Origin of the sequence: Nostoc sp. JL31 (assembly GCF_017114965.1) — a bacterium.
Taxonomy (GTDB): Bacteria; Cyanobacteriota; Cyanobacteriia; order Cyanobacteriales; family Nostocaceae; genus Nostoc; species Nostoc punctiforme_A.
The window spans coordinates 84,661-98,538 of sequence record NZ_JABXKO010000116.1 but is presented as its reverse complement, the minus strand read 5'-3'; the positions used below and the strand labels follow the sequence as shown (position 1 = coordinate 98,538).

Sequence of the window (13,878 nt, the reverse complement as noted above, 5' to 3'; positions counted from 1 at the left end):
GTTGCACACCCACTAAACGTTTGAACTCTCGATTTGATAACCTTTTGCTTTGCTCGTAGTGCATTTTTAACTAGATTATAGGTAAAAAATGCACACTGTACCATAAAATAATTTTGCAAGAGGTCTATTGTTGTCGATTAATTCTAAATATGCCTTTAATTGGAGTGCCCATAGGTAGTTTAAAGAATAACTTAAGTGTATCTACCTATGCAACTGTTAATAAGTTACTGCTGTCAGCTAGTGTTAGGCACGGTTTTTAATCAAGTTTGAGTTATAAAAATTAACAAAGCGAGCGATCGTCAAATTATCAAGGAAACTCAGTGTGGCAAGCGAAACTGCACTTCTGTACTAGCAAAAATCACCGGGTTTGTCCTTACCTTACCAGTTAAAACTGTGACAGGAGTTTGGGATTCATAACTGTAAGGAGGAATCATCCAAATGTCTCATTGGCAAAACTTTTGCTCCCAGTTTCAGATATCTCGATATTATCTGATTTTTCTGGCTAACCTGTGGTTGCTAAATCCTCAAAATTTAAAATCCTGGATCGACGGGTTCGCTATATATCTGGGAACACTATATCTGGAAGTCTTAAAAATTTAGTAGTATGGTTAGTACGAGAGTCCATATTCCCGGATATAAGGTTAGCGAAGAACTCTACAATGGTTCTAGAACCATCGTTTATCGAGGGTATCGAGAGACTGACTCATTACCTGTAGTGATTAAACTGCTGAAAAATTCTTATCCGAGTTTCAGCGAACTCTTGTCGTTTCGTAATCAGTACACCATAGCTAAAAATCTTAACTCACCTCTCATCATCCAAACCTATAACCTAGAACCGTATCAAAATGGTTATGCTTTGGTAATGGAAGATTTTGGGGGGATTTCTCTCAAGGATTGGGGATTAAAGAGTGGGGAGTGGAAAGTTGGGCGAAACCTACAATCTTTGATGGAGTTTTTAGAAATAGCGATCGCACTGTGCAACACCTTAGATATATTGTATCGCGATCGGATTATTCATAAAGATATCAAACCCGCCAATGTTTTAATTAATCCAGAAACCAAACAAGTTAAATTAATTGACTTTAGTATTGCATCCCTACTACCACGGGAAACTCAAACACTGATTAATCCCAATGTCTTGGAAGGGACACTTGGTTATATTTCTCCTGAACAAACAGGAAGAATGAATCGGGGGATTGACTACCGGACTGATTTCTATTCGTTAGGTGTCACTTTTTACGAACTACTTACGGGTGAGTTACCCTTCCATTCAAACGACGCGATGGAGTTGATACATTGTCATCTAGCAAAACTTCCAACAATGTTAGGCGATAGAGAAGAGATTCCTCAAGTTCTCTGTGACATCGTAATGAAATTGATGGCAAAAAATGCTGAAGACCGCTATCAGAGTGCATTAGGGTTGAAATTTGATTTAGAAACTTGTTTATCTCAACTCCAAGAAACTGGTGAAATTAAGCATTTCCCAATTGCCCAAAGGGATGTGTGCGATCGCTTTATTATCCCTGATAAACTTTATGGACGAGAAACAGAAGTAGAAACTCTGCTGCAAGCATTTGAGCGCGTTAGTACAGGTGCGACAGAAATGATGCTGGTGGCTGGTTTTTCGGGTATTGGTAAAACCGTTGTAGTGAACGAAGTTCATAAACCAATTGTCAAAAAGCGCGGTTATTTTATCAAAGGGAAATATGACCAATTTCAACGAAATATTCCCTTTAGTGCTTTTGTGCAAGCCTTCCGCGATTTAATGGGGCAATTGTTAACCGAAAGCGATGCTCAAATCCAGCAATTTAAAACCAATATCTTAGCGGCTGTAGGTGAGAATGGACAGGTAATTATTGAAGTCATCCCCGAATTATCAAGAATTATTGGTCAGCAACCACCTGTTACAGAATTATCAGGAACTGCTGCTCAAAATCGGTTTAATTTATTATTTCAGAAATTTACCCAAGTCTTTACCAGTGTTGAACATCCATTAGTGATGTTTTTAGATGATTTGCAATGGGCAGATTCAGCATCGTTGATGTTAATACAGTTATTAATGGCTGATACAAAACATCTTTTCTTAATTGGTGCTTATCGTGATAACGAAGTCAATTCAGCACATCCATTAATGTTGACTTTGAATGATATCCAAAAAACAGCAGCCACAATTAATACGATTACTTTAGCGCCTCTGAGTCAATCGCAAGTGAATCAATTAGTGGCTGACACACTTAAATCTACAAAAGATTCGGCATTAACTGTTTCTCAACTGGTATTTCAAAAAACTCAAGGTAATCCGTTTTTTGCCATACAGTTTCTTAAGGCATTACACCAAGATGGATTAATTGAATTTAACTTTGAATCAGGGTATTGGCAATGTGATATCACCCAAATAAATCAGCAAGCGGTGACAGACGATGTTGTCAAATTCATGGTATTTCAATTACAAAGACTACCTCAATCAACTCAAAATGTATTGCAGCTAGCCGCTTGTATTGGCAATCAATTTGATTTAGCAACTTTGGCGATTGTTTGGGAGTCATCAGAAATTGAAACAGCTGCTAGTTTATGGAAAGCTTTACAAGAAGGGTTGATTTTACCCATTAGTGATGTTTATAAATTTTATCAGGGAGAAAATCACGAGCAATTGGCGCTGTCAACTGGGAATACCAATAAACAATTAGCCAAATATAAATTTTTACATGACAGAGTACAACAAGCTGCCTATTCTCTAATTCCTGATAACCAAAAACAAGCAACTCATCTCAAAATTGGTCAATTACTTCTACAAAATTCCTCTCAAATAGAACAAGAAGAAAAACTGTTTGATATTGTTGGACATTTGAATTTAGGACAAGAGTGGATCGCCCAATCATACGAGCGAGAAGCCTTGGCTCGACTTAACTTAGCCGCAGGAGGTAAAGCTAAAAATTCTACTGCTTATGCTGCTGCCAGAGCCTATTTACAAACTGGGATTGAGCTACTTACAATCAACTGCTGGCAAGATCAATATGAATTGACCCTGAGTTTCTATGTCGCCGCCACCGAAGCCGCCTACTTAAATGCTGACTTTGATGGTATGGAACAAATAGCAACAATAGTGTTGCAATCAGCCCAGACGATTTTAGACAAAGTTAAAATTTACGAAATTCAAATTGCTGCTCAGACAGCGCAGAGCAGACTATTAGAAGCGATCGCAGTTGGCAGAGATGCCTTAAAGCAATTGGGGGTTGAGCTACCCATCGAGCCAAACAATGCTGAGATTGGTAAAGCTTTACAAGTCCTTGCTAGTCAACTCGCAGGCAAACGAATTGAGGAACTAGCTGACCTCCCAATGATGACCGATCCCCAAGCACAGGCAGCCATGCAACTGTTAGGAATGTTATTTGCACCCGTTTTTCAGGGAATGCCGGGTTTATTGCCCCTAATTAGCTCCACAATGGTCAGCCTATCGCTTCAGTTTGGGAATACGCCCGCCTCCACGGTGGGGTATGGGCTGCACGGAATGGTGCTATGTGCATTTTTAGGAGAGGTTGAAGGGGGCTACGATTTTGGGCAATTGGCATTGAATTTGCTAGATCGGTTCAATGTGCGGGAATTCAAATCCACGATTTCCATGTTGTTTGGTGGCTTTATTCAACATCACCAAGAAGCTCTCTCGGCAACGATACCGTTGCTGAAAGCTGGTTTTACCTCTGGTATGGAAACGGGCGATTTTTTACACGCTGGCTATAACGTATGTTGTTACAGCTATGCGGTCTTTTGGAGTGGCTCTGAACTCAGCAATTTGGAATTAGATATAGCAAGTTACAACGCCGCCTTAACTCAAGCGAAGCAACATTCTGCCCAGACTTATGTGAGTATTATGCGGCAGGCGGCACACAACTTCAGAGAAACCCAAATTCAGCCCGATTGTTTGAGCGGCAGTATCTACGATGAAACGGTGATGATTCCCAAACATCGTCAGGCTAATGAACTCACGGTGATGGCTGAGTTGTATATCTACAAACTGTTGCTTGCCTATTCTTTTGGTGATTACAAAGCTGCGATCGCTTACATTGATGAAGGGGAGAAGTATTTACTTGCGGTATCAGGATTGATTTTTATTCCGATTTTCCATTTCTATGCAGCCCTGACATACCTAGCCCGATTTTCCACCCAGCCAGAAATTGAACTTTCCGTAATTCTCGCCCAGGTAGAAATCCATCAAACCACTCTGTACCGTTGTGCGCAAAATGCTCCCACAAATCATTTGCATAAATGGCATTTAGTTGAGGCTGAAAAACAACGAGTGTTGGGCAATAAAACAGAAGCACTTGAAAATTACGATCGCGCCATCACTCTAGCTAAAGCCAACGGCTACATCCAAGAAGAAGCACTTAGCAATGAACTAGTAGCCAAATTTTATCTCGATTGGGGTAAAGAAAGAGTTGCCCAAGCATATATGCAAGAAGCATACTACTGTTACGCTCGTTGGGGCGCAAAAGCCAAAATAGAAGACCTAGAAAAACGCTATCCCCAACTACTCCAATCCATTCTGCAACAGCAACGAATCAACTTCAATACCTTAGAAACTATTAGCTTTCGTGGCACTTCCTCATCTACTCGCACTTCTACCACTGGCAGCACTAGTATTTCCCAGACGTTAGATTTTACCTCTGTCCTCAAAGCCGCTCAAGCTATCTCCAGTTCTCTGGAATTAGATCAACTCATTGTCAGCTTGAGCCAAATTATTCTAGAAAACTCTGGTGCGAAAAAAGCTGTACTAATTCTTCCCCAAGATAATACTTGGCAAGTTAGGGCAATTACCTTTATCAATCATGGAGCAAATTCCCAGATTGATATCCAAACTATTTTTGAATCACAATCAATCGACAATTGTCAAGATATTCCTGTAAAAATTATCAATTACGTCAAAAATACTCAACAAACAGTTGTTATAGACAATTGCAAAACAGATATTATTGGGTTGATTGGGGAATATATGCACCGAACACAACCCCAAAGTGTATTATGTACCCCGATTATTAATCAAGGGCGTTTGGTAGGGATTCTTTACCTAGAAAATAAACTGACGCAAGGCGTATTTACTAGCGATCGCCTTTCTATTATAAATTTCCTCTGCACTCAAGCTGCGATTTCTTTGGAAAATGCCCAATTATATAATCATCTCCAGGAGCGAGGAAAGTTCCTAAGCAGTATTTACGAAGGTGTTGGCTGTCTAATCTTTGTGACTGATATCCGTGATCATGGTAGGTTTGAGTACACAGGATGGAGTAAATCTTGCGAATTAGCGGTTGGTATACCTGCTTCTCAAGTGCTGGGTAAAACTCCGCAAGAAATAATGGCTCCTGACGAAGGTGCAGCAGTCGAGCAAAAATATTTGCATTGTTTTCAGACAGGAATACCCGTCACCTATGAAGAATGTCTAACATTTAATCACCAGAAAATTTGGTGGTTAACCACACTCAGTCCATTAAAAGATGAAACGGGCAAAGTTTATCGCGTAGTTGGGACAACTATTAATATTAGCGATCGCAAACAAGCTGAATCAGCGGTGACAGAAAAATCTCAAGCACTCGGAACAGCCTTAGAAGATTTACAACAAGCCCAATTACAAATTGTTCAAAGTGAGAAAATGTCAGCACTAGGCAATTTAGTTGCTGGGGTAGCCCATGAAATGAATAATCCTTTGGGCTTTATTGCTGCAAGTCTCAAACAAGCTAAACCTACTATTGCTGATGTTGTGCAACACTTGAAACTTTATCAAGAAAGTTTACCTAATCGGGGTGCTGAAATTATTGACCATGCAGAAGAAATTGACTTAGATTATAGTTTAGAAGATTTACCCAAGGCAATAGATTCAATGGTGATGGCGTGCGATCGCCTGAAAAATATCAGCACTAGTTTAAGAACTTTTTCCCGTGCTGATAAAGATTACAAAGTGCCGTTTAAAATTCATGAAGGGATTGAAAGTACAATTTTAATTCTCAAACATCGCCTCAAAGCCAATGAGCAACGTCCAGCAATTGAAGTAATAACCAATTATGGCAGTTTGCCTCAAGTTGAATGTTTTCCTGGACAATTAAACCAGGTATTTATGAATATCCTAGCTAATGCCATTGATGCCTTGGATGAGTCGAATGCTGGGCGGAGTTTTGCAGAAATCCAAGAAAACCCTAACAAGATTACAATTCAAACCTCATTGAAAGATAATCAAGTGAAAATAACGATTGCTGATAATGCTAATGGCATGAATGAAGCAGTCAAGCAAAAGATATTTGACCATTTGTTTACGACAAAATCTGTAGGAAAAGGGACGGGTTTAGGATTAGCGATCGCCCGTCAAATTGTTGTGGAAAAACACGGAGGTTCAATACACTGCAACTCCTCCCCAGGAAAAGGTACAGAGTTTGTAATTGCAATTCCAGTGCGGCAATAAACATTACTGAGTAGACCAACTTTAACTAAGTAAGAAGATTTTGTCACCCTACTTGCTCATGGGCACGTAGCATTCATACAGAAAAGGCGTCTTCTCTACGAGACGCTTCGCGTTGGCGGAAGCCTCTCGCAGAGAAGGTGGTTGGATAAATTAAGCTTTTAGCAATTTTTGCGTAAGTCCTGCCTGACTCAGGACTCGCTCAACCTTAGCTATCCGCAAACAGCACTAATTAAAGTAAATGGGAGTTGAATATGTCTACTAACAAAATCAATGAAGAAATATTGCTTTTACGTCAGCAGAATGCCCAATTAATGCAACAAATAGAAGCATTGCAAGACCTTTATTCAACTACGCTGATAGCCGAAAAACATCAAATTTGGGAATCAATTACTGATGAAGTCCCACAGAATTTACAACTGATAGAATTACAGTCGAAGTTGGCAGATAATTCTACCTTTGTAGAATTAGCAAATAAAATTCGCGGACGGCATCACCAAGCGGCGGTAACTGCTTTGGCTGAGAGTGAAGCTAAGTATCGCCAACTCGTAGAAAATATCAGCGACCTAATTTTTTCTATGTCATTGCAAGGTCTTTTTACTTATGTCTCACCACAGTATAAAAATGTTTTAGGATGGGAACCTTCAGACCTACTTGGTCAACCCTTTGCGCCATTGCTTCATCCTGATGATTTCCCTCTAGCCCAGAGAAAAATCCAAGAAATGGTGGAAACCAAGGGGCAGCAGATCGCAATAGAATTTCGCCACCGAAAAAAGGATGGAAGTTGGTGCTGGATGAGGTCAGTGGCTTCGCCAATTTTCGACTCAGGCGGTGAAATTATTGGTCTTCATGGCGCTATTAGTGATATCAGTAGTCGCAAACAAGCTGAAGAATTAATCAAAGCCTCGCAAGCAGAATTACTTGCGTTGTTCAATGCTATGCAGGATGTAATTCTTGTCTTAGATGCCGAAGGAAGATACCTAAAAATCGCTCCTAGTAGTGCGCCCTTACTCTACCAACCTCCTGCGGAACTGCTGGGCAGAAAAATACATGAGGTTTTACCCTCTGCTTGTGCCGACTATTTTCTCAACTCTATTCAACAAGCACTCTTAACGAAAAAAACTATGAAGGTAGAATACAGCTTGCCTATAGGCGACCGAGAGGTTTGGTTTGAGGCGAATATTGCCAGTATGACCGAAAACACCGTTGTTTGTGTCGCCAGGGATATTAGTGAGCGCAAACAGATGGAAGACCAATTGCGACAACAAACAGAAAATTTAGCACAAACTCTTCAAGAACTCAGACAAACTCAAGCACAAATGATTCAAGCAGAAAAAATGTCTAGTTTGGGTCAACTTGTGGCTGGAGTTGCCCACGAAATCAACAACCCCGTTAATTTTATTCACGGTAATCTCAGCCATCTTGAAGAATATACTCAAGACCTGTTACGAATAATTCAACACCAGCAGCAGGAACAGAGTTTGTAATTACAATTCCAATTCAGCATTGACCGAACAAGGCAAAAAAAGAAAATAAATAATGGTTGTCAGCCTCTAAATTCATTTCTCAGAATTATCTGCTTACTTTTTAACCACAAAGTTATACTAGTACAGCGGGCGCGGAAATAAACATACGATTCAAATGGTGCAATAAGCTCGGAATAAAATTATGCGTGACTTTTGACCGTGGCAATTTTAGATTTTAGATTTTAGATTTTAGAAAAGTTGCGGTTCATGCCCCGCAAGAAAGTGGGCGGAACAAATCGTCAATCCAAAATCCAAAATTTAAAATCCAAAATCAGTTGACTTTTGACTTCCGCTTTGCGGTACTGGTTGGCCACCGCTTTCTATGACCATTAACTATTGACTAATAGCTAAACAATCTGTTTCTGCCCACCAGGCATAAATAGGCGTGTCGCGGTTTGGTAAAGTGCCAAAAGTATTAGGTTGCAACACATTAATACTAATGCCATTTGTTAATTCCATAACATAATTAACGTGTGTGCCCAAATACATCACATTGACAAGCCGTCCTTCAAAGCAGTTAGCTGGCAAATTAGGTGGATAAAGCGAAAGCTGTATTTTTTCTGGACGCACACTCACTACTACAGCTTGTGATAATTCAGTTGGTGTATCTTCAGCGCGGCTAATAACAATTGATAGCCCCATTTTTGTGGAAATTTTAATATTAGAGGAGTCTACCGCGACGATTTCACCACTGAATAAATTAGTATCACCAATAAAATCAGCCACAAAGGATGTACAAGGACGTTCGTAAATTTGGCTGGGAGTGCCAACTTGTTCAATTTTGCCTTGATTCATCACGGCAATGCGATCGCTCAAAGACAATGCTTCTTCTTGGTCGTGTGTCACCATCACAAAGGTTAACCCCAAGTCTTTGTGTAAATTTGATAACTCAACCTGCATTTCTTTACGTAGTTTTAAATCTAATGCCCCTAAAGGTTCATCCAGTAGGACGACGGTGGGATGGTTGACTAAAGCCCTTGCTAAAGCTACTCGCTGCTGTTGACCACCAGAAAGTTGATTGGGAAAGCGCGATCGCAAACTTTCCATTTTCACGAGTTTTAAAGCTTCTTGGACTCTAGCTTCAATTTTCGATTTGGGTATTTTTTTTAACCGCAGTCCAAAGGCGATGTTATTCCAGACATTCAGGTGGTTAAATAGAGCGTAACTTTGAAATACAGTATTGACGGGTCGGCGGTAAGGGGGCACATTAGTCATGGACTGACCCTGAATAAACACCTTACCAGCGTCAGCAATTTCAAACCCAGCAATTAAGCGCAGTGTTGTTGTTTTACCACAACCGGAGGGGCCTAAAATACTAAAAAATTCTCCTTGTCTGACATCCAAATCAATTCCATTTACTGCTGGTTCTTGGTTAAAAAACTTGAACACGTTACGCAGTTCAACATCAAGTGGCTGAAAACTTGTTATCCCCCTCTGATTGTGCATGACAGTTTGAGCCATAATCCTCAGTAGAATGCCGCAATATTACGTTATTTTGTCAATTGCTCTAGTCTTTTGGGCAGACTATATTTGACACTTTGGTTTATTGTATCCGCCAAAAACAATTGTTCAAGAATATACTTGCCCGATTCTTTCATACCCAGTAAGTGGAATATAACTCATAGTAGTTTTATATACCAATTTTATTACTGGATATTCTGTGATTAAGTTAATACACCTTAAAATTGCATATTAGCAATTGCTAAAAGGCTGGCTAGAATTGCGTTTATTCATTTTAAATTGATACTTATGTCTTTATTCCCATCACTTGGCAGCAAAAAAGATACACGTACAGTTGGACGTGGTTTCCAATCAATATTTTTAATCGTATTTACCCTATTAATGACCAGTGGGATTGAGGCTCGTTTAGCCTATTTGCAAATTGTTGAAGGGCCAAAACTCCGGGAACGAGCCGAAGCGAACCGAATTCGGATGATTCTCAAACAACCAGAACGAGGCAATATTTTTGACCGGAATGGCAAACTTTTAGCCAGTACTCGCTATCCTAGCTCAGTATATTTGTGGCCGATGGCACATACTAAGCCTTCCTGGTCTGTAGTCGGCCCGCGTCTAGCGCAAATTCTTAACATTCCCCAAGATGAGATGGAAAAGAAATTAGAACAAGCAGGGGCTAATTCTTCTTCACTCATCCGGGTTGCTCGCGATTTAAATGAAGCAGAAATTACGGCATTAAAGGAGTATAAAAATGAACTCCCCGAAGTGGAAATCAATACAGATTCTGTACGTTATTATCCTCACGGTAAGCAATTAGCGCACGTACTAGGTTATACACGGGAGTTGACCGCCGACCAGTTAAAGGGCAAGAAGGAGTTAGGCTATCGACTGGGAGATGTAATCGGTCAGATGGGCGTGGAAAAGGCTTATGAGAAAGCTCTACGGGGCGAATGGGGCGGTCAGCAAGTGGAAGTGGATGGTGCAGGTAGACCAATCCGGGTTACAGGGGAGAAACAGGCAAAAGCTGGTAATGATTTGCACCTAACCATAGATTTGGATGTGCAAAAGGCAGCCGAAAATGCTTTGGGAAATCATCGAGGTGCGATCGCAGCACTCGATCCAAACAATGGTGCTGTTTTAGCGTTGGTATCTTACCCCACCTTTGACCCAAATATCTTTTCCAAACAAAAACTCTCTCAAAAAGATTGGGAAAGTGTCCAAGGTAAAGATCATCCTTTGGTCAACCGTGCCCTGAGTGCCTTTCCGCCCGCCAGTACTTTTAAAGTTGTGACTACGACAGCTGGACTGGAATCAGGTGAATTTTCTCCTGACTCAATACTACAAACCTTTGGTTCCCTTACCGTGGGTGGGGTGACATTTGGTGAGTGGAACCACGCCGGATTCGGGCCATTGGGATTTCCCAGAGCGATCGCTATGAGTAGTGATACTTTCTTCTATCAAGTTGGCAGAAAAGTCGGCGGCCCAACTTTAATTAAATGGAGTCGCAAATACGGGTTTGGTCAAAGAACTGGTATTGAATTTCGTGATGAAGAATCAGTAGGCTTGGTTCCAGATGAAACATGGAAGCGAAAAGTTTTGAAAACGCCTTGGACTGTTGGTGACACCATTAATATGTCAATTGGTCAAGGTGCTTTGCAAGTGACACCTCTGCAATCGGCGATTATGTTTTCTGTCCCTGCTAATGGTGGATATCGAGTTCAGCCGCATTTGCTTAAAGATAACGAAGAAGCAAAAAGTTGGCGAGAATCCTTAAATATGAAGCCAACAACTATCAAAGTTCTCCGCGACGGACTGCGAAAGGTAGTGAGTGAAGGCACTGGTAAGCGCTTGGACGTGCCGACAATTGCCCCAGCCTCCGGGAAGAGTGGCACAGCTGAAGCTGGTGTTGGTCGCCCAAATCATACTTGGTTTGGTGCTTATGCGCCCAGTAATAAGCCAGAAATTGTGGTTGTGGCCTTTGGGGAAAATACTGGCGAACATGGCGGTACTATTTGCGGTCCGATGGTTTTACAAGTACTAGAAGCTTATTTTCAGCACAAGTATCCAGGTAAGTATCAAAAACCTCAGCTTGACCCATCAGAAGCTAAAACTCAAAGTTCAGGACATAGCACTGGAGACTAATACCGCAAGGCAAAAGTCAAAAGTCAAACAGGTATACAGCGTAAGAGTTTCTAGTCTATCCCATTAGTTTTGATGGGTGAAAAAGTTCGTATTAAGGACTTTTGTCCTGGATTTTTAAGCACTTCAGTGCTTACTACAAACTCATCAAAATTAATGCGATAGACCAGTAGTGTGCAAAGTTTAAAATTCAAAAAGCCTTTGGGCGATGCAATAGAAGAGATGAGCTTATGGTATCAATTGAAAACAATTAATTACTGCCAATTAGTTTGCCCTTAAATACCTGCTAAGAATTTAGCAGAGTTATTTACAGATAATCTTAATTTTGAAATCCTCTTTGCCTTATGACTTTCCTGAAACCATCTCCACTTGGCGGACAAAAAAATACACGTACTGTTGGACAAAGTTTCCAGCCGATATTTTTAATTATATTTACTCTATTGATGCTGACAGGAATCAGCATTCGCTTGGCATATTTGCAAATTACTGAAGGAGCAAGCCACCGAAAACGAGCCGAGTCAAATCGAATTCGGATGATTCCCAAACAACCAGAACGGGGGAATATCTTTGACCGCAACGGCAAACTTTTAGCCAGTACTCGTTATCCTCGCTCTGTATATTTGTGGCCGATGGCACATACCAAGCCAGCGTGGTCATTAGTAGGAGCGCGTCTATCTCAAATTCTCGACGTTCCCCAAGAAGAGATGGAAAAGAAACTAGAAGAGGCAGGTGCTAACTCTTCTTCACTCATCCGAATTGCTCGTGACTTGAATGAAGCGCAGATCACAGCATTGAAAGAGTATCAAACTGAACTTAAAGACGTAGAAATCCATACAGAAGCCGTTCGTTACTACCCCCACGCCAAGGAATTAGCTCATGTATTAGGTTATACGCGAGAACTGACCGGCGGTCAGTTAAAAGAAAAGAAGCAGGAAGGCTACAGATTGGGTGATGTAATTGGTCAAATGGGAGTTGAAAAAGCTTATGAGAAAACTCTGCGGGGCGAATGGGGCGGTCAGCAGGTAGAAGTGGATGGTGCTGGTCGCCCGCTCCGGGTTTTGGGTGAGAAACAGGCAAAACCTGGTAACGATTTGCACTTGACCATAGATTTAAATATGCAAAAGACAGCAGAAAAAGCTTTAGGCGATCGCGACGGTGCGATCGTGGCACTCGATCCAAAGAACGGTGCTGTTTTAGCTATGGTATCTCATCCCACCTTTGACCCAAATATTTTCTCGAAGCAGAAACTCACCCAAAAAGATTGGGAATTTGTCCAAGGTGCCGATCATCCCTTGGTGAATCGCGCCCTCAGCGCCTTTCCACCCGCTAGCACCTTCAAAATTGTTACCACCACAGCCGGTCTAGAATCAGGTAAATTTTCTCCTAGCACAGTTTTGCAAACCTACGGTTCCCTGAGTTTTGGCGGCACCCGATTTGGTGAATGGAATCACGCCGGATTCGGGCCATTGGGTTTTGTCGGAGCATTACAGTGGAGTAGTGATACCTTCTTCTATCAAATTGGTCGCGGAGTCGGCGGCCCAACTTTAATTGAGTGGACTCGCAAGTATGGATTTGGTAAAAGAACTGGCTTTGAGTTTGGCAACGAAGAGGCAAAAGGTTTAGTACCAGATGAGGCATGGAAGCAGAAAACTTGGAAGATACCTTGGACTGTAGGCGACAGCATTAATATGTCAATTGGTCAAGGTGCTTTACAATCGACACCTTTACAAGTCGCCATCATGTTTGCTGTGCCCGCAAATGGTGGCTATCGAGTCCAGCCGCATTTGCTTAAAGACAATGAAGAAGCAAAAAGCTGGCGAGCATCTTTAAATATGAAGCCGACAACTATAAGTGTTCTTCGTCAGGGGCTGCGGAAAGTAGTAGCTGAAGGTACGGGTAAAGCTTTGAAGCAGCCAACAGTTCCCCCAGTAGCCGGTAAGAGTGGCACGGCTGAAGCGTGGAAAGGCCGTGTTAAGCAAAATCACGCTTGGTTTGGAGCCTATGCACCTGCTGAACAGCCAGAAGTTGTGATTGTGGCATTTGCTGAACATTCCGGTGGCGGTGGTGGTAGTATTGCTGCGCCCATGATTTTACAAATTATGGAGGAATACTTTCAGCGCAAGTATCCAGGTAAGTATCAGAAACCTCAGCCTGAAAAACTAGGAAATAGCAGACGAAGCTAGACGTGGGGCATTGGGCAAAGGGAAAAGGACAAGGGGACAAGGAGAATTGAGGACAAGGAGAAAGACTAAATCACCTTGTCTTCCTGCTCCAATACTTTTCGGTTAAGGGGGAAAGGGGAATTTACCTTTACCT

Annotated in this window: 6 protein-coding genes; 5 read left to right on the top strand and 1 reads right to left on the bottom strand. The window is 41.5% G+C overall.

The window, feature by feature from the left end:
* The first annotated feature begins 438 nt into the window (after positions 1–438).
* The 3 genes from HWQ43_RS30425 to HWQ43_RS30415 all read left to right on the top strand — a co-directional run bounded on the left by HWQ43_RS30425 (position 439) and on the right by HWQ43_RS30415 (position 7,929).
* Positions 439–600: a hypothetical protein gene (locus HWQ43_RS30425; protein ID WP_292740577.1), complete on the top strand. Its 162-nt coding sequence runs from the start codon at positions 439–441 to the stop codon at positions 598–600.
* 4 nt (positions 601–604) lie between these two features.
* Positions 605–6,445 (top strand): AAA family ATPase, encoded by a 5,841-nt coding sequence (locus HWQ43_RS30420; RefSeq protein WP_292740575.1) that lies wholly within the window; start codon positions 605–607, stop codon positions 6,443–6,445.
* Between the two features lie 251 nt (positions 6,446–6,696).
* On the top strand, positions 6,697–7,929 hold the full coding sequence (locus HWQ43_RS30415) for a PAS domain S-box protein (RefSeq protein ID WP_292740573.1): 1,233 nt from the start codon (positions 6,697–6,699) through the stop codon (positions 7,927–7,929).
* A gap of 372 nt (positions 7,930–8,301) precedes the next feature.
* Here HWQ43_RS30415 and HWQ43_RS30410 read toward each other — a convergent pair whose 3' ends face one another.
* Positions 8,302–9,429, bottom strand: a complete 1,128-nt coding sequence (locus tag HWQ43_RS30410; protein WP_292740571.1) for an ABC transporter ATP-binding protein — start codon at positions 9,427–9,429, stop codon at positions 8,302–8,304.
* Between the two features lie 288 nt (positions 9,430–9,717).
* Here HWQ43_RS30410 and mrdA (HWQ43_RS30405) point away from each other — a divergent pair, with 288 nt between their 5' ends.
* Positions 9,718–11,565: a penicillin-binding protein 2 gene (gene mrdA, locus HWQ43_RS30405; RefSeq protein ID WP_292740569.1), complete on the top strand. Its 1,848-nt coding sequence runs from the start codon at positions 9,718–9,720 to the stop codon at positions 11,563–11,565.
* 341 nt (positions 11,566–11,906) lie between these two features.
* Positions 11,907–13,745: a penicillin-binding protein 2 gene (gene mrdA / locus HWQ43_RS30400; RefSeq protein ID WP_292740567.1), complete on the top strand. Its 1,839-nt coding sequence runs from the start codon at positions 11,907–11,909 to the stop codon at positions 13,743–13,745.
* The last annotated feature ends 133 nt before the right edge of the window (positions 13,746–13,878 follow it).